This is a genomic window from Pseudomonas sp. SG-MS2 (assembly GCF_009933855.1).
Lineage (GTDB): Bacteria > Pseudomonadota > Gammaproteobacteria > Pseudomonadales > Pseudomonadaceae > Aquipseudomonas > Aquipseudomonas putida_E.
Window position 1 is genome coordinate 24,250 of sequence record NZ_MOMO01000088.1, and the last position, 17,606, is coordinate 41,855.

Below are 17,606 nucleotides of genomic sequence, written 5' to 3' on the forward strand. Positions count from 1 at the left end.
ATGGCATTGCCTGTGCCCACGGATTATCGTGCAGCTTTCCATTCCCAGGACGGGCCTGCCCATGAGCGACGCCAACCGTGACCTGATCACCCGCTTCTATCAAGCTTTCCAGCGGCTGGACGCCGAAGCGATGGTGGCTTGCTACAGCGATGACATCGTCTTCAGTGACCCGGTTTTCGGTACCCTGCGCGGCCGTGATGCCGGTGACATGTGGCGTATGCTCACCACCCGCGCCAAGGACTTCTCGCTGACGTTCGACCAGGTCCGCGCAGACGAGCGCAGCGCCTGTGCACATTGGGTGGCGACCTACCTGTTCAGCCAGACCGGCCGTACCGTGGTCAACGATATCCAGGCGCGCTTCGTCATCCGCGACGGGTTGATCTGCCAGCATGACGACAGCTTCGACCTGTGGCGCTGGTCGCGTCAGGCGCTGGGTGCACCCGGTGTGTTGCTGGGGTGGTCGCCCATGCTGCAGAACAAGGTGCGCCAGCAGGCGTTCAAAGGGCTGCGTGCGTTCCAGCAGGCGAACTGAGCGGTTAAGCTGTCGGCTTTGCAGCCAGGCACAAGCATCGTGAGCGACGTATCCGAGAACCCCATCTGCAAACCTTGGTATGTCTACCTGGTGAGGGCTGCCAATGGTTCGCTGTACTGCGGCATCAGTGATGATCCGCAGCGGCGTTTCGTGGCGCATCAGAAAGGGCAGGGGGCGCGTTATTTCAAGACCAGCCCGGCGCAGGCGCTGGTCTACGTCGAGCAATGGCCGGACAAGGGCGAGGCATTGCGCCAGGAGCGCCTGGTGAAGAAGTTGCGCAAGGCCGCGAAGGAGGCTTTGGTCGCCTCCTATATCAGCGGTTGATCAGTCCTTGCGACGCTTGAGCTGGTCTACCAGTTGCGTCGGCAGGCCTTTGATGATCAGTGTGCCCGCCACCTCGTCATATTCCACCTTGTCCCCCAGCAGGTGCGCTTCGAAGCTGATCGACAGGCCTTCGGCGCGCCCGGTGAAGCGGCGGAACTGGTTGAGGGTGCGTTTGTCCGCCGGGATCTCTGGCGACAGGCCGTAGTCCTTGTTGCGGATGTGGTCGTAGAAGGCCTTGGGGCGGTCTTCGTCGATCAGGCTGGACAGCTCTTCCAAGGTTACCGGCTCGCCCAGTTTGGTCTGGGTGGTGGCGTAGTCGACCAGGGTCTGGGTCTTTTCGCGTGCGGCTTCTTCTGGCAGGTCCTCGCTTTCGACGAAGTCGCTGAAGGCTTTGAGCAGGGTGCGGGTTTCGCCTGGGCCGTCGACGCCTTCCTGGCAGCCGATGAAGTCGCGGAAGTAATCCGAAACCTTCTTGCCATTCTTGCCCTTGATGAACGAGATGTACTGTTTGGAGTTCTGGTTGTTCTTCCACTCCGACAGATTGATGCGTGCCGCCAGGTGCAGCTGGCCGAGGTCCAGGTGACGCGAGGGTGTCACATCCAGCTCGGCGTTCACCGCCACGCCTTCGCTGTGGTGCAGCAGGGCGATGGCCAGGTAGTCGGTCATGCCTTGCTGGTAGTGGGCGAAAAGGATGTGGCCGCCGGTGGACAGGTTGGATTCTTCCATCAGCTTTTGCAGATGCTCGACGGCAACGCGGCTGAAGGCGGCAAAGTCCTTTTCCTGTTCCAGGTACTGCTTGAGCCAGCCGCTCAGCGGGTAGGCGCCGGATTCGCCGTGGAAGAAGCCCCAGGCTTTGCCCTGCTTGGCGTTGTAGCTGTCGTTGAGGTCGGCCAGCAGGTTTTCGATAGCGTCCGATGCACCCAGCTCGGTATCCCGTGCGTGGAGCACGGCGGGGCTGCCATCGGGCTTCTTGTCGATCAGGTGAACGATGCAATGACGGATTGGCATGGAATTCTCGGTCAGTCGTGGGCGGCCAGGCGCCGCGCTGCAAAAGTCGTCAAGTTTACCCCAGACGACAGGTGATGCAGTGGCCGGATGTTGGCAGAAATGCCGGTTGTTGTTTTTTTGTTCAATTTTTTGCGAATTTGGCTAAAACCCCCGAAAAACCTGCACTAAATTGAAGCGGGCAGCGGATATTTATCCATTCCTGTGGTAGCTTTGCGCGGTCTTGCGCACCTCGGGTGGCGCATTGCTGGCAGCGCGCTTGCGCCGTGTCGAACCAAACGCCGATTTACGCATCTACATGCCCGATTGGCGCGGCCCTCCAAACTTCAGGGGCTGGCCCGATAACGTCGTAGAGCGCTGCATAACCACTGAATTTGATAGGGAAGGAACACCACCATGGCATTGACCAAAGACCAACTGATTGCCGATATCGCCGAGTCGATCGCTCAGCCGAAAGCCACCGCCAAAAACGCTCTGGAGCAACTGGGCCAGATCGTTGCCGACCAGCTGGAAAACGGCGCTGAAATCACCCTGCCAGGCATCGGCAAGCTGAAAGTCTCCGAGCGTCCTGCCCGTACCGGCCGCAACCCTTCGACTGGCGCCGCCATCGAAATCGCTGCCAAGAAAGTCGTCAAGTTCGTGCCGGCCAAGTCGCTGACCGACGCTATCAACAAGTAATTCGTTGATGCATTGACCAAACCGCGCCCGGCTTGCCCGGGCGCGGTTTTTTCATGCCTGTGATTTGCGTCGCTCGTTCCAGGCCTGGCGTTGGCCATGGTCGTGGAAGCTCCATGCGACCATACGGCTCTGTTTCTGCCCCTGGCCCATCTCAACGATGCGTACGGCCTTGGCGCCGGCCTTTTTCAGCGCCGCTTCGATGCCGGGCAGGTTGCCGGCCTTGGACACCAGGCTGGTGAACCACAGCACTTGCAAAGCGTACTGCACGCTTTCGCCAACCAGCTGGCTGACGAAGCGGATCTCGCCACCTTCACACCACAGCTCGTTGTTCTGCCCGCCGAAGTTGAGCACGGGCAGCTTGCGCTTGGGGTCCTGTTTGCCGAGGTTCTTCCACTTGCGCTGGCTGCCACGGGTGGCTTCCTCGCGTGAGGCGTGGAAGGGCGGGTTGCACAAGGTCAGGTCGAAGCGTTCGTCTTCCTCGAGCAGGCCACCGAGAATGAGCTTGGCGTTGTTCTGCTGACGTAGTGCGATGGCTTTGCTCAGGTTGTTGGCCTGGACGATCGCCTTGGCCGAGGCCAGTGCCACCGGGTCGATGTCCGAGCCGAGGAAGCGCCAGCGGTAATCGCTGTGGCCGAGCAGCGGGTAGATGCAGTTGGCACCCACGCCAATGTCCAGGGCGCGCACCTGAGCGCCTTTGGGCACTTCGCCAGCGTTGTCCTCGGCCAACAGGTCGGCGGCGACGTGGATGTAGTCGGCGCGGCCGGGTATCGGCGGGCACAGGTAATCGGCGGGAATGTCCCAGTGCTGGATGCCGTACTGGGCCTTGAGCAAGGCGCGGTTGAACACCCGCACGGCTTCGGGGTTGGCGAAGTCGATGCTGGGTTTGCCGTGGGGGTTGGTGATGGTGAAGCGAGCCAGGTCCGGGTGGGCCTTGATCAGGCTGGGGAAGTCGTAGCGCCCCTGATGGCGGTTGCGCGGGTGCAGGGTGGGTTTCTGGGTCATGCTTGAATCCAAATGGGCATCGCTGGCCTGGGGCCGCTGTGCGGCCCTTTCGCGACACAAGGCCGCTCCTACAGGAAGCGGTGCCGTTGAATCCGGCATCGAATCTGTAGGGGCGGCCTTGTGTCGCGATCGGGGGCGAAGCCCCCGCCGGTCAGTCAGCGATGTAACTTTTACAGCGCAGCGATCCGCGCATGCTGCTCGGTGAAGTTGGCCAGGGCCTGCTCGGACTCGGCCAGCTTGGCGCGCTCCTTCTCGATCACCGCAGGCGGTGCCTTGTCGACGAAGGCGGCGTTCGACAGCTTGCCGCCGACGCGTTGCACTTCACCTTGCAGGCGCTGGATTTCCTTGTTCAGGCGAGCCAGCTCGGCGTCCTTGTCGATCAGGCCGGCCATCGGCACCAGCACCTGCAGATCGCCCACCAGTGCGGTGGCCGACAGCGGCGCTTCGTCGGCCTCGCCGAGCACGGTGAACGACTCGACCTTGGCCAGCTTCTTGAGCAGGGCTTCGTTTTCCTGCAGGCGGCGCTGGTCGTCGGCGCTGGCGTTCTTCAGGAACAGTGGCAGGGGCTTGCCCGGGCCGATGTTCATTTCGGCGCGGATGTTACGCAGGCCGACCATCAGCTCCTTGAGCCATTCGATATCGCCTTCGGCGGCGGCATCGATACGGCTTTCGTTGGCCACTGGCCACGGCTGCAGCATGATGGTCTTGCCGTCGATGCCTGCCAGCGGCGCGATGCGCTGCCAGATTTCTTCGGTGATGAACGGCATGAACGGATGAGCCAGGCGCAGCGCCACTTCCAGCACGCGCACCAGGGTGCGACGGGTGCCGCGGGCGCGCTCTACCGGAGCGTTTTCGTCCCACAGTACCGGCTTGGACAGTTCCAGATACCAGTCGCAGTACTGGTTCCAGATGAACTCGTACAGGGCCTGGCTGGCCAGGTCGAAACGGAACTGCTCGAGCTGGCGGGTCACTTCGGCTTCGGTGCGTTGCAGCTGCGAGATGATCCAGCGGTCGGCCAGCGACAGTTCATAGGCTTCGCCGTTCTGGCCGCAGTCCTCGCCTTTGTCCAGCACATAGCGGGCGGCGTTCCAGATCTTGTTGCAGAAGTTGCGATAGCCTTCGACGCGGCCCATGTCGAACTTGATGTCGCGGCCAGTGGAGGCCAGCGAGCAGAAGGTGAAGCGCAGGGCGTCGGTGCCGTAGCTGGCAATGCCTTCCGGGAACTCGGCCTTGGTTTGCTTGGCGATTTTCTCGGCCAGCTTGGGCTGCATCATGCCGCTGGTGCGTTTTTCCAGCAGGGCGTCCAGGGTGATGCCGTCAACGATGTCCAGCGGGTCGAGCACGTTGCCCTTGGACTTGGACATCTTCTGGCCCTGGCCGTCACGTACCAGGCCGTGCACGTACACGGTCTTGAACGGGACCTGCGGGGTGCCATCCTCGTTCTTGATCAGGTGCATGGTCAGCATGATCATCCGGGCAACCCAGAAGAAGATGATGTCAAAGCCTGTGACCAGCACGTCGGTGGAGTGGAATTTCTTGAGGAATTCGGTCTGCTCCGGCCAGCCGAGGGTGGAGAAGGTCCACAGCCCCGAGCTGAACCAGGTGTCGAGCACGTCGTCGTCCTGGCGCAGTACCACGTCGGTGCCCAGGTTGTGCTTGGCGCGCACTTCGGCTTCGTTGCGGCCGACATAGACCTGGCCGGCCTCGTCGTACCACGCCGGGATCCGGTGGCCCCACCACAGCTGACGGCTGATGCACCAATCCTGGATGTCGCGCATCCAGGAGAAGTACATGTTTTCGTACTGCTTGGGCACGAACTGGATGCGGCCATCTTCAACGGCGGCAATCGCAGGTTCGGCCAGCGGCTTGGTGGAAACGTACCACTGGTCGGTCAGCCATGGCTCGATGATGGTGCCGGAGCGGTCGCCCTTCGGTACTTTCAAAGCGTGGTCGTCGATGCTGACCAGCAGCCCCTGAGCGTCCAGGTCGGCGACGATCTGCTTGCGCGCGACGAAACGGTCGAGGCCGGCGTACTGGGCGGGCAGGCGGGTGTCCGCTTGCTCATTGACGCTGCCGTCGAGGTTGAACGCCTGGGCGGCGGGCAGCACCAGGGCGTTCTTGTCGAAGATGTTGAGCAGCGGCAGGTTGTGGCGCTTGCCGACTTCATAGTCATTGAAGTCGTGGGCCGGGGTGATCTTCACGCAGCCGGTGCCGAACTCGGGGTCGCAGTAGTCATCGGCGATGATCGGGATGCGACGGCCGACCAGCGGCAGCTCGACGAACTTGCCGATCAGTGCCTGGTAGCGCTCATCGTTCGGGTTGACCGCTACCGCAGCGTCACCCAGCAGGGTTTCCGGGCGGGTGGTGGCAACCACCAGGTAATCCTGGCCGTCGGCAGTTCTGGCACCGTCGGCCAGCGGGTAACGCAGGTTCCACAGGTGGCCTTTCTCGTCATGGTTTTCCACTTCGAGGTCGGAGATGGCCGTGTGCAGCTTGGTGTCCCAGTTGACCAGGCGCTTGCCACGGTAGATCAGGCCGTCTTCGTGCAGGCGCACGAAGGCTTCCTTGACCGCTTCGGACAGGCCGTCATCCATGGTGAAGCGTTCGCGGCTCCAGTCTACCGACGAGCCCAGGCGACGGATCTGCCGGCTGATGTTGCCGCCAGACTGCTCTTTCCATTCCCAGACCTTGTCCAGGAAGGCGTCACGGCCAAGGTCGTGACGGTTCTGGCCCTTGGCTTCGAGCTGGCGCTCGACCAGCATCTGGGTGGCGATACCGGCGTGGTCGGTACCCGGCTGCCACAAGGTGTCGCGGCCCTGCATGCGACGGAAACGGATCAGGGCGTCCATGATCGCGTTGTTGAAACCGTGGCCCATGTGCAGGCTGCCCGTCACGTTCGGTGGCGGGATCATGATGGTGTAGGACTCACCTGCACCTTGTGGAGCGAAATAGTTTTCGGACTCCCAGGTGTTGTACCAGGAAGTTTCGATGGCGTGCGGCTGGTAGGTCTTATCCATGCGCGGCGGGACCCTGTGCATTTATTCGGGAAAGCCGGGAAGTATAACGGAGCTGCGAGCTTCAAGCGACAAGCTGCAAGACCTATGGGCACTCTTCGCGGGGTAAATCCGCGAAGAGTGCGCCGCGTTTGTCAGGCTTATTCAGAACGCTTGATCAGCCGCTCGATACGCGCATCGAGCCGGCGCTTGATCTCGGTTTCGATATGCGGGGTGAAGTCGTTGATCACGTCCTGCATGATCAATTGCGCTGCGGCGCGTAGCTCGGCCTCCAGGTGCAGCAGTGTGTCCTGGCGGCGGGTCTGCGGGTCTTCTTCGGGTTCTGCTTCGGCGGGTGCTGCAGCCGGTTCAGGTGCTGGCAGGGTGTTGCCGGCCGGGGTGTCGAGCAGCAGCGGAATCTGTTCCACCGTCTCTGTGAGCAGCGGTGGTTGCAGGTCGGCGTCGCCCAGCAACTGGCGAATCGACTCGAGGTCGTCAAGCAGATGGGCGGAATCGGGTAGGGCGGAAGGCTTGTCCATCGTCGTCAAAGTCGCTGTAAGCGGTGGTCTTGCAGAGCATAGCCCTGTTCGCGGTAGAAACGGAATCGTTCGCGGGCCGATTGGCGGATATCCGCTTGCTCGACAACGATTTCGGCAACCCGCTCGAATTGCCCGACAAAGCCGGGCACATCAGCGCCCAGGTTTATCAGAAGGTCCCGATGTTCGCCGGCGTTGTCGGCCAAGCCCAAGGCCACTGTGGCGTCGGCATGTGCCTCCGCCAGGTCGTGGGGTACGAACGCTTCGCCCTTGAAGCGCCACAGGCGTTGGTCCAGCTCGCTGCGCTGTTCAGCGTCCTGGCAATGTAGGTAGACCCGGTGGCCGAGGCGCCAGGCCTTTTCGCACAGCTTGCAGGCGAAATCCAGCCGTGCCGACAGCGAGTCGGTGGGCAGGATGTAGAAATCGACTTTACTCATGGTTCGCTCTGCCGGCCGGTGACGCCTTGGGGCATCAGCGGCCTCACGGCATCAGGCGCTGGCGCGGTCGAGCAGGTACTGGGTCAGCAGCGGAACCGGGCGGCCGGTGGCGCCCTTGTCCTTGCCCCCGCTGACCCAGGCGGTGCCGGCGATGTCCAGGTGCGCCCAGTTGTAGGCTTTGGCGAACCGCGACAGGAAGCAGGCGGCGGTGATGGTGCCGGCCTTCGGCCCACCGATGTTGGCGATGTCGGCGAACGGGCTGTCCAGCTGCTCCTGATACTCATCGAACAGCGGCAGCTGCCAGGCGCGGTCGTCGGCGCGCTTGCCGGCGTCGAGCAACTGGCCGATCAGCTCGTCGTTGTTGCCCAGCAGGCCTGCGGTGTGGCTGCCCAGGGCAACGATGCAAGCGCCGGTCAGGGTCGCGATGTCGATCACCGCTTGTGGCTTGAAACGTTCGGCGTAGGTCAGTGCATCGCACAGCACCAGGCGGCCTTCGGCGTCGGTATTGAGGATTTCAACGGTCTGCCCGTTCATGGTGGTGACGATGTCGCCCGGCCGGGTGGCGTTGCCGCTCGGCATGTTCTCGGCGCAGGCCAGGATGCATACCAGGTTGATCGGCAGCTTCAGCTCGAGCACGGCGCGCAGGGTGCCGAACACGCTGGCGGCGCCGCACATGTCGTACTTCATCTCATCCATGCCGGCACCTGGCTTGAGGCTGATGCCGCCGGTGTCGAAGGTGATGCCTTTACCGACCAGCACGAACGGTTTGTCGCTCTTCTTGGCGCCCTGGTATTGCAGGACGATCAGGCGCGGCGGCTGTTCGCTGCCCTGGCCGACCGCGTAGAACGCGCCCATGCCCAGGTCCTTGATCTTCTTCTCGTCGAACACTTCGACCTTGAGGCCTTTGTGAGCCTTGCCCAGCTCCTTGGCCTGCTCGGCCAGGTAGCTCGGGTGGCAGAGGTTCGGCGGCAGGTTGCCCAGGTCGCGGGTGAAGGCCATGCCGGTGGCGATGGCGGTGGCGTGGTGTGCCGCGCGCTCCACTTCGGCCAGGCCGGCCTTGTCGGCCAGCAGGGTGATCTTTTTCAGCGCGCGCGGCTCGGCTTTCTGGCTCTTGAAACGGTCGAACACGTATTCGCCATCGAGCAGGGTTTCGGCCAGCAGGCGGTATTTGCCGTAGTGGGCATCACGGTTGCTGACGGCGATGTCGTCCAGTGCCAGTACCGCGTCGCTGCCGTTGAGGCCTTTCAGCACGCCGGCAACGCTGGTGACCAGTTTGCGCCAGGCGCGGTCACCGAGGGCTTCGTCCTTGCCGCTGCCCACCAGCAGTACGCGCTCGGCCTTGAGGCCAGGCAGGTTTTGCAGCAGCAGCGTCTGGCCTGGCTTGCCGGCCAGGTCGCCACGCTTGAGCACGGCACTGATGGCACCGTCGGTGGCCAGGTCGACAGCTTTGGCAACGGCGCCGAGCTTGCGCCCTTCGCCGACCGGTACGACCAGGGTGGCGGTTTTTACGGATGCAGCAGCTACGCTTTTTACAACCAGTTCCATGTCAGGGTCCCCGAATGATCTGTGCAGTTGGCGCTTTGAGTTCTTGCGCTCTGGGCGGGCCTGGCCGCGTGGTCGCGGGCCAGTGGAAAAGCTGCCAGTTTGAGCCTGCGGCAAGCGTGCTGACAACCCCGTTGTCAGCCTTGATGCGCGGCCAAGTGACAGGCGCGGCCAATCACAGGATAATGCGCGCACTTTACAAGGAGGTTCGCCCCCGGCGAACCGGCATTGGTCTTGGCTGTCGTAAGCCTTTGTTTGGCAGTCCGCCCCTGACAACCCAGGAGTGTCTGGTTTGATCGTCTTTCGTTATCTCTCCCGCGAGGTCCTGGTGACCTTGAGCGCCGTCAGCGCAGTGCTGCTGGTGATCATCATGAGCGGGCGTTTCATCAAGTACCTGGCCCAGGCGGCCCAGGGCGTGCTCGACCCGAGCGTGCTGTTCCTGATCATGGGCTTCCGCCTGCCCGGTTTCTTGCAACTGATCCTGCCATTGGGGCTGTTCCTCGGCATCCTTCTGGCCTATGGCCGGCTGTATCTGGAAAGCGAGATGACCGTGCTGTCGGCCACCGGCATGAGCCAGCAACGCCTGCTCGGCCTGACCATGGCACCTGCGGCGCTGGTCGCCTTGCTGGTGGCCTGGCTGAGCCTGAGCCTGGCGCCACTGGGCGTTGCCCAGGTGCAGCAGATCATTGGCCAGCAGGATGCCCTGACCGAGTTCGATACCTTGGTGCCGGGCCGTTTCCAGACCCTGCGCGACGGTTCGCGGGTGACCTACACCGAGGAGCTGACCGATGATCGCAGCAACCTCACCGGTGTGTTCATCTCCGAGAAGCGCTTCAACCAGGACAAGACCAAGGACCGTGCACCGTCCGTGCTGGTAGCCGAAAAGGGCCATCAGGAAGTGCAGGCCGACGGCAATCGCTATCTGGTGTTGCAGAATGGCTACCGCTATGACGGCAACCCTGGCCAGGCCGATTACCGGGCCATCAAGTACGACACCTATGGCGTGCTGTTGCCCAAGCCTGAAGTCAGCGAGGAAGTGACCGAGCGTGAAGCCATTCCTACCTCCCAACTGATCGGCAATGCCGGGCTACGCGAACGTGCCGAGCTGCAATGGCGCATCTCCTTGCCGATCCTGGTATTCATCGTGACCCTGCTGGCAGTCCCGCTGTCCCGGGTCAATCCGCGCCAGGGCCGCTTCCTCAAGCTGCTGCCGGCGATTCTTCTGTACATGGCCTACCTGACGATGCTGATTTCCGTACGTGGCGCTCTGGAGAAAGGCAAGCTGCCGATCGCCCTGGGCATGTGGTGGGTGCATGGCCTGTTCCTGCTCATCGGCCTGGGCCTGATGTACTGGGAGCCGCTACGGCTCAAGCGTGCCGCCCGTCGTGCGGAGGTGGCCCATGGTTAAACTCGACCGCTACATCGGCCAGAGCGTGCTGATGGCCATCCTGGCCGTACTGGGCATCATTCTGGGCCTGGCTTCGTTGTTCGCCTTCATCGACGAAATGAGCGACCTGAGCGATACCTATACCGTCATGGATGCTGGCTGGTTCACGCTTCTTACAGCGCCCCGCCGGCTCTACGACATGTTGCCGATGGCGGCACTGATCGGCTGCCTGATCGGCCTGGGCAGCCTGGCCAGCAGCAGCGAACTGACCATCATGCGTGCCGCCGGGGTTTCCATCGGGCGCATCGTCTGGGCGGTGATGAAGCCGATGCTGGTGCTGATGCTGGTCGGCCTGCTGATTGGCGAGTACGTGGCGCCAATCAGCGAGAACAAGGCCCAGGCAGACCGTTCCCTGGCCCAGGGCGGCGGTGAGGCGCAGAGCTCCAAGCGCGGCATGTGGCACCGCCAGGGTGATGAGTTCGTGCATATCAACTCGGTACAGCCCAATGGCCTGTTGCTGGGTGTGACCCGCTACCGCTTCGACGACGAGCGCAAGATCGTCACGTCGAGTTTCGCGCGCCGGGCGCGTTATGAGAGCGATCATTGGGTACTCAGCGATGTCAGCACCACCTACTTCCGTGGCGATCACACCGAAGTGGTGAAGAGCTCGGCAGAACGCTGGGATGTCTCGGTGACCCCACAACTGCTCAATACCGTGGTGCTGGCCCCGGAGTCGCTGTCGATCACCGGGCTGTGGGACTACATCCATTACCTGTCCGACCAGGGCCTGAACAATGCCCGTTACTGGCTGGCATTCTGGACCAAGGTGCTGCAGCCGGCGGTGACCGCGGCGTTGGTCCTGATGGCGATTTCGTTCATCTTCGGGCCGCTGCGTTCGGTGACCCTCGGCCAGCGCGTGTTCACTGGCGTACTGGTGGGCTTTGTGTTCCGTATTGCCGGCGACCTGCTTGGCCCTTCGAGCCAGGTGTTCGGCTTCCCGCCGCTGTTGGCGGTGGTGATCCCGGCCGGTGTGTGTGCACTGGCCGGCTTATGGTTGCTGCGTCGGGCGGGATGATGGCCTGATGACACGAGAAACCCGACCTCAGGGTTAATACCAGTCAGGTAATCGTTTTGCGGCCCATCGCCGGCAAACCGGCTCCCACAGGTATAGCGCAGACCTCAGCAATTGCGCGGCCCCAGTGGGAGCTGGCTTGCAGGCGATGGGCTGCAAAGCAGCCCTGACAACGCCAACTGACTGGCTTATTTCTTCTGTTTCGGTACCCGCACCAGCTGTGTCTGCGAATAAATGTCATGCCAGCCGCGCTTGCGCTTGTCGATCAGCGACCAGAAGAACCCCAGCCCCAGGCACAGCCATGAGGCGATCGACACGATAAAGCGCAGCAGCGCCTGCCACAGGCTGATTGCGCTGCCATCAAGGTTTTGCACCCGCACGCCCCATACCTGCATGCCCAGGGTCTGCCCGCCGTGGGTCCAGAACTTGGCAAAGAAACCGAACAGCGCAAACAGCAGGATCGTCGATAGCAGCGGGTCGCCGTCCAGCGCACCAGCCTCGGTCAGCTCGCGCATGCGTGCCTCGCCGATGATCGCCATCTGGATCATCTTGTAGGCCCCTGCGGTGACGATCAGCAGGGCCGTACACAACAGGAAGTCGTAGAACATCGCCGCCAGGCGCCGGCCCAGGCCGACCGGCGGAAAGTCACCTTGGGGTGAGAGCAGAGGCTTGGGCATGCAGGACAGCTCCGAATGGCGAAGCCGCCATTCTACGGGCAAAAAAAAACCCCTGCACTGGGCAGGGGCTTTCTTCGAAGTCGCGACCGGCTTAGCCGAGGACTTGAACCTTGTCAGCTTGCAGGCCTTTTTGGCCCTGAACTGCTTCGAAGGTAACCTTCTGGCCTTCTTTCAGGCTCTTGAAGCCGTTGCCCTCGATGGCACGGAAGTGCACGAACAGATCAGCACCGCTTTCTGGGGTGATGAAGCCGTAACCTTTCTCGTCATTGAACCACTTGACGGTACCGTTCTGACGCTCAGCCATTGTCTTATTTCCTATGAAGCTTAAATTTTAATGACAGTTACTTTCACGTTATCAAGAGTGAAAGAGTACTGGGCTGGGTTGCAGGAAAGTAAGTCACGTCCAACGGGTTGTAGCAGATTGCGGCTACTGGCCCAGGTCACGAACTGTTGCGACCCATGCAAACACAGTGCAATGACTCTACGCCAACTCCCGAGAAAAAAACAAGCCCTTGGTCAGCTGGAAAATCGGGCTTTTTTCGATAACTGAACAATTCATCGCAAACGGCATGGCGCCTGGCCTGGCGCCATGTTCATAAGTTATGGGGCAGGTTCGAAAACGAATAAGTCGACCTGCTCGCAAACCTCATGTACCGCGTTCAACCGCGATAGTAACGTTGCGCCACAAAAGGCGTTTTGCTGACTTTCAGGGCAACCTTCTTGCCGCGCACCAGGGCAAACAGCGGAGTGTCCAGCGCGCCATGTTCGATATCGACATAACCCATAGCAACCGGTGCGCCAAGTGTCGGGCCGAAGCCACCACTGCTGACTTTACCCACGGGCTGGTCAGCTGCATCGACAATCTCTGCGCCTTCGCGCACGGGCGTACGTTCCTGTGGCAGCAGGCCAACACGCTTGCGGGCCACGCCGGCTTGCTGCTGGGCAAAGATCACCTCGGCCCCGGGGAAGCCGCCAGCGCGCGCGCCGTCGACGCGGCGGACCTTGGACACGGCCCAGAGCAGGCTGGCCTCGACCGGCGTGGTGGCGGTGTCCATGTCGTGGCCATACAGGCACAGGCCAGCTTCCAGGCGCAGAGAGTCGCGTGCGCCCAGGCCGATCGGCTGCACTTCAGGCTCGGCCAGCAGGCGTCTGGCCAGGGCTTCGGCAGCCTTGGCCGGTACCGAGATCTCATAACCGTCTTCGCCGGTGTACCCCGAACGGCTGACGAAGCAGTCTTCGCCCAGCAGGGTGACTGGGCGCAACTGCATGAAGGTCATGCCGGCCACTTCCGGGGCCAGGCGCGCGAGCACGGTGACTGCGGCCGGGCCTTGCAGGGCGAGCAGGGCACGTTCCTCGAACAGTGGCTGAATCTGGCAACGGTCCCCGATATGCTGCTGCAGATGGGCCAGATCCTGCTCCTTGCAGGCGGCGTTGACCACCAGGAACAGCGTGTCGTCGCCCAGGTTGGCAACCATCAGGTCGTCGAGGATGCCACCTTGCTCGTTGGTGAACATGGCATAGCGCTGCATGCCCACCGGCAGGTCGATGATATCCACTGGCACCAGGCTTTCCAGGGCTTGGGCGGCATCCTTGCCGCGCAGGATGATCTGGCCCATGTGCGAGACATCGAACAGGCCGGCCTGCTCACGGGTGTGCAGGTGCTCCTTGAGCACGCCCAGCGGGTACTGTACCGGCATGTCGAAGCCGGCGAATGGCACCATGCGCGCGCCCAGTTCCAGGTGCAGGGCGTGCAGCGGGGTCTTGTGCAGTGTTTCGGACATCGATGACTCCTTGGTTTTGTTGTCGGGTCAACATTCAATGATGTTGACGGCCAGACCGCCGCGGGCGGTCTCCTTGTATTTGCTTTTCATGTCGGCGCCGGTCTGGCGCATGGTGCGGATGACCTTGTCGAGCGACACGTAGTGCTGCCCGTCGCCACGCAGGGCCATGCGCACCGCATTGATGGCCTTGACCGAGCCCATGGCGTTGCGCTCGATGCAGGGCACCTGTACCAGCCCACCGATCGGGTCGCAGGTCAGCCTCAGGTTGTGCTCCATGCCGATTTCGGCAGCGTTTTCCACCTGTTGCACGCTGCCGCCCATCACTTCGCACAAGGCGCCGGCTGCCATCGAGCAGGCCACCCCGACTTCGCCCTGGCAGCCGACCTCGGCCCCGGAGATCGAGGCGTTTTCCTTGTACAGGATGCCAATGGCCGCGGCAGTCAGTAGAAAACGCACGACGCCGTCTTCACTGGCGCCGGGGACGAAGCGCATGTAGTAGTGCAGTACTGCCGGCACGATGCCTGCCGCACCGTTGGTCGGTGCAGTGACCACGCGCCCGCCGTAGGCATTTTCCTCGTTGACCGCCAAGGCATACAGGTTGACCCAGTCAAGTACCGACAACGCGTCGCGCAGGTTGGCCTCCGGGTGCTGGCTGAGTTGGCGGTACAGTGCCGGTGCCCGGCGTTTGACCTTGAGCCCGCCCGGCAGGATGCCCTCGTGCCGGTAGCCGGCTGCGACGCAATCCTGCATCACCTGCCAGATCCGCAGCAGACCCGCACGGGTTTCGGCCTCGGGGCGCCAGGCCGCCTCGTTGGCCAGCATCACCTGGCTCACCGACAGCTGCTGCGCGGTGCAATGCCCGAGCAGTTGCTTGGCAGTCTTGAACGGGTAGGCGAGTACGGTGCTGTCCTCGACGATGCGGTCTTGCCCGGCGGCCTCTTCGTCGACCACGAAACCGCCGCCCACCGAGTAGTACTCCCGGCTGCGGATTTGCAGGCCGGCGGCATCGAAGGCGCGGAAGATCATGCCGTTGGGGTGGTATGCCAAAGGCTTGCGGATCATCGCCAGGTGCTGCTTCTCGACGAAGGCGATGGTGTGTTCACCGAGCAGGTGCAGGTGGCCGCTTTCACGGATTGCCTGCAGGCGGGCGGGAATGGCTTCGGTGTCGACGGTATCGGGGTGCTCGCCTTCCAGGCCAAGCAGTACCGCCTTGTCGCTGCCATGGCCTTTGCCGGTGGCACCCAGTGAGCCGTACAGCTCGGCCTTGACGCTGGCGGTGCTGGCCAGCAGGCCGTCACGGCGCAAGCCCTCGGCGAAACGCGCGGCAGCGCGCATCGGGCCGACCGTGTGGGAGCTGGAGGGGCCGATGCCGATCTTGAACAGGTCGAAGACGCTCAGTGACATGGTGCTTGCTCCTGACATATCCGGTTAACCCTTTGGGGCTGCTGCGCAGCCCATCGCCGGCAAGCCGGCTCCTACAGGTACAGTGCAGGCCTCCAGAGCTGTGCGGTCCCGGTTGGAGCCGGCTTGCCGGCGATGGGCCGCGAAGCGGCCCCAGGCGGTCAGGCGTCCTGATAGCTCTCGATCGACGGGCAGGCGCACACCAGGTTGCGGTCGCCGAACACGTTGTCGACCCGGCCCACAGGTGGCCAGTACTTGCCTTCCACCAGGCTTGGCAGCGGGTACACCGCCTGTTCGCGGCTGTAGCCGTGGGCCCACTCGCCAGCCAGCTCGGCAGCGGTGTGTGGAGCGTTCTTCAGCGGGTTGTCGTCCTTGTCCAGGCTACCGTTCTCCACGGCGCGAATCTCTTCGCGGATCTGGATCATCGCATCGCAGAAGCGGTCCAGCTCTTCCTTGGCCTCGCTTTCGGTCGGCTCGATCATCAGCGTGCCGGCTACCGGGAAGGACATGGTCGGGGCGTGGAAGCCGAAGTCGATCAGGCGCTTGGCCACGTCGTCGACGCTGATGCCGCTGGTGTCCTTGAGCGGGCGCAGGTCGAGGATGCACTCGTGGGCGACCAGGCCATTGCCGCCGGTGTACAGAACAGGATAGTGCTCTTCCAGGCGGCGGGCGATGTAGTTGGCATTGAGGATCGCCATCTGCGAGGCACGCTTGAGGCCGGCACCACCCATCATGCGGATGTACATCCAGGTGATCGGCAGAATGCTGGCGCTGCCGAACGGTGCGGCGCATACCGCCCCGTCACGGTTCTGCAACTGAGCGTGGCCGGGCATGAACGGCGCCAGGTGCGACTTGACGCCGATCGGGCCGACGCCTGGGCCGCCACCGCCGTGCGGAATGCAGAAGGTCTTGTGCAGGTTCAGGTGCGAGACGTCGCCGCCGAACTTGCCCGGTGCGCACAGGCCGACCATGGCATTCATGTTGGCGCCGTCGATGTACACCTGGCCGCCGTTGTCGTGAATGATCGCGCAGATCTCGCCGATCGCTTCTTCGAACACGCCGTGGGTCGACGGGTAGGTGATCATGATCGCGGCCAGGCGCTCGCGGTGCTCGATGGCCTTGGCGCGCAGGTCCTCGACATCGACGTTGCCACGCGCGTCGCACGCGGTGACCACGACGCGCATACCGGCCATGTGTGCGGTTGCCGGGTTGGTGCCATGAGCCGAGGAGGGGATCAGGCAGATGTCGCGATGGCTTTCGCCGCGGCTGCGGTGGTAGGCGCGGATGGCCAGAAGGCCCGCATATTCGCCCTGGGAGCCGGCGTTGGGTTGCAGCGACACGGCGTCGTAGCCGGTGGCGGCGCAGAGCATGGCTTCCAGCTCGGTGGTCATCTGCAGGTAACCCTGGCTTTGCTCGGCCGGGGCGAACGGGTGCAGGTTGCCGAACTCGGCCCAGGTCACCGGGATCATTTCACTGGCGGCGTTGAGCTTCATGGTGCACGAGCCCAGCGGGATCATGCTGCGGTCCAGCGCCAGGTCCTTGTCGGCCAGGCGGCGCAGGTAGCGCATCAGCTCGGTTTCGCTGTGGTAGCGGTTGAACACCGGGTGTTCGAGGATGGCCGACTGGCGCAGCAGGGCGGCAGGCAGGCGCGAGCCGGTGCTGGCGGCCAGGGCGGCGAAGTCCGGTTGTGCCTGTTGGCCACCGAACAGCTGCCACAGCGCCTCGACGTCAGCCTGGGTACTGGTCTCGTCGAGCGACAGGCCCAGGTGGGCGGCGTCGATCTGGCGCAGGTTGATGCGCTGGGCGCGTGCCTTGTCGTGCAGGCCTTCGGTAGCGCTGCCGGTGGCCAGGGTCAGGGTGTCGAACGCGGTTTCTCCGACCACTTGCACGCCGAGGGTTTTCAGGCCGGCAGCGAGGATCGCGGTCAGCGCGTGGGTGCGTTCGGCGATGCGCTTGAGGCCCGCAGGGCCGTGGTACACCGCGAACATGCTGGCAATGTTGGCCAGCAGCACCTGGGCGGTACAGATGTTGCTGGTGGCCTTCTCGCGGCGGATATGCTGCTCGCGGGTTTGCATGGCCAGGCGCAGGGCAGTCTTGCCGAAACGGTCGATCGACACACCGACCAGGCGGCCCGGCATGTCACGCTTGAATGCGTCGCGGGTGGCGAAGTAGGCCGCGTGCGGGCCGCCAAAGCCCAGTGGCACGCCAAAGCGCTGGGCGCTGCCGATGGCAACGTCCG

Annotated in this window: 16 protein-coding genes; 5 read left to right on the forward strand and 11 right to left on the reverse strand. The window is 63.1% G+C overall.

The annotated features are described in order from the left end of the window. Positions 1–61: 61 nt before the first annotated feature. Together BLX42_RS07145 and BLX42_RS07150 are read left to right on the forward strand one after the other, a co-directional pair. Positions 62–532: a nuclear transport factor 2 family protein gene (locus BLX42_RS07145; RefSeq protein WP_046784437.1), complete on the forward strand. Its 471-nt coding sequence runs from the start codon at positions 62–64 to the stop codon at positions 530–532. A gap of 36 nt (positions 533–568) precedes the next feature. Further along, positions 569–856 (forward strand): GIY-YIG nuclease family protein, encoded by a 288-nt coding sequence (locus BLX42_RS07150; protein ID WP_256671930.1) that lies wholly within the window; start codon positions 569–571, stop codon positions 854–856. Here the strand turns inward: BLX42_RS07150 and yejK are convergent, their stop codons facing one another. Then, positions 857–1,864, reverse strand: a complete 1,008-nt coding sequence (gene yejK, locus BLX42_RS07155; protein WP_012316056.1) for a nucleoid-associated protein YejK — start codon at positions 1,862–1,864, stop codon at positions 857–859. Between the two features lie 393 nt (positions 1,865–2,257). On the opposite strand from yejK, the gene BLX42_RS07160 reads away from it, so the two are divergent. After that, a complete protein-coding gene (locus tag BLX42_RS07160; RefSeq protein WP_012316055.1) occupies positions 2,258–2,539 on the forward strand; it encodes an HU family DNA-binding protein in 282 nt (93 codons plus the stop codon). A 51-nt stretch (positions 2,540–2,590) separates the two neighbouring features. Here BLX42_RS07160 and rlmF read toward each other — a convergent pair whose 3' ends face one another. The 5 genes from rlmF to BLX42_RS07185 all read right to left on the reverse strand — a co-directional run bounded on the left by rlmF (position 2,591) and on the right by BLX42_RS07185 (position 9,052). Further along, positions 2,591–3,541, reverse strand: coding sequence for a 23S rRNA (adenine(1618)-N(6))-methyltransferase RlmF (gene rlmF, locus BLX42_RS07165; protein ID WP_161871453.1), 951 nt, complete (start codon positions 3,539–3,541; stop codon positions 2,591–2,593). A 170-nt stretch (positions 3,542–3,711) separates the two neighbouring features. Further along, on the reverse strand, positions 3,712–6,558 hold the full coding sequence (locus tag BLX42_RS07170) for a valine--tRNA ligase (RefSeq protein ID WP_046784434.1): 2,847 nt from the start codon (positions 6,556–6,558) through the stop codon (positions 3,712–3,714). A 137-nt stretch (positions 6,559–6,695) separates the two neighbouring features. Further along, on the reverse strand, positions 6,696–7,073 hold the full coding sequence (locus BLX42_RS07175) for a hypothetical protein (protein WP_012316052.1): 378 nt from the start codon (positions 7,071–7,073) through the stop codon (positions 6,696–6,698). Between the two features lie 5 nt (positions 7,074–7,078). Continuing rightward, positions 7,079–7,507: a DNA polymerase III subunit chi gene (locus BLX42_RS07180; protein ID WP_012316051.1), complete on the reverse strand. Its 429-nt coding sequence runs from the start codon at positions 7,505–7,507 to the stop codon at positions 7,079–7,081. A 51-nt stretch (positions 7,508–7,558) separates the two neighbouring features. Continuing rightward, positions 7,559–9,052: a leucyl aminopeptidase gene (locus BLX42_RS07185; protein ID WP_161871454.1), complete on the reverse strand. Its 1,494-nt coding sequence runs from the start codon at positions 9,050–9,052 to the stop codon at positions 7,559–7,561. 289 nt (positions 9,053–9,341) lie between these two features. On the opposite strand from BLX42_RS07185, the gene lptF reads away from it, so the two are divergent. Then, positions 9,342–10,457, forward strand: a complete 1,116-nt coding sequence (gene lptF, locus BLX42_RS07190; RefSeq protein WP_012316049.1) for an LPS export ABC transporter permease LptF — start codon at positions 9,342–9,344, stop codon at positions 10,455–10,457. After that, the gene (gene lptG / locus BLX42_RS07195; RefSeq protein ID WP_046784432.1) at positions 10,450–11,511 is read left to right on the forward strand and encodes an LPS export ABC transporter permease LptG; all 1,062 of its coding nucleotides are present in this window, start codon (positions 10,450–10,452) and stop codon (positions 11,509–11,511) included. The genes lptF and lptG overlap by 8 nt, the downstream gene beginning before the upstream one ends. 185 nt (positions 11,512–11,696) lie before the next feature. Here the strand turns inward: lptG and BLX42_RS07200 are convergent, their stop codons facing one another. From BLX42_RS07200 to gcvP, 5 genes are all read right to left on the reverse strand, one after another. Further along, on the reverse strand, positions 11,697–12,185 hold the full coding sequence (locus BLX42_RS07200) for an RDD family protein (RefSeq protein WP_012316047.1): 489 nt from the start codon (positions 12,183–12,185) through the stop codon (positions 11,697–11,699). A 91-nt stretch (positions 12,186–12,276) separates the two neighbouring features. Then, the gene (locus tag BLX42_RS07205; RefSeq protein ID WP_012316046.1) at positions 12,277–12,489 is read right to left on the reverse strand and encodes a cold-shock protein; all 213 of its coding nucleotides are present in this window, start codon (positions 12,487–12,489) and stop codon (positions 12,277–12,279) included. A gap of 355 nt (positions 12,490–12,844) precedes the next feature. After that, positions 12,845–13,966, reverse strand: a complete 1,122-nt coding sequence (gene gcvT / locus BLX42_RS07210) for a glycine cleavage system aminomethyltransferase GcvT (protein WP_161871455.1) — start codon at positions 13,964–13,966, stop codon at positions 12,845–12,847. A gap of 27 nt (positions 13,967–13,993) precedes the next feature. Beyond that, the gene (locus BLX42_RS07215; protein ID WP_161871456.1) at positions 13,994–15,370 is read right to left on the reverse strand and encodes an L-serine ammonia-lyase; all 1,377 of its coding nucleotides are present in this window, start codon (positions 15,368–15,370) and stop codon (positions 13,994–13,996) included. Positions 15,371–15,528: 158 nt separating this feature from the next. Next, positions 15,529–17,606, reverse strand: a 2,078-nt coding sequence (gcvP, locus tag BLX42_RS07220) for an aminomethyl-transferring glycine dehydrogenase (protein ID WP_161871457.1), incomplete at its 5' end; no start/stop codon positions are given.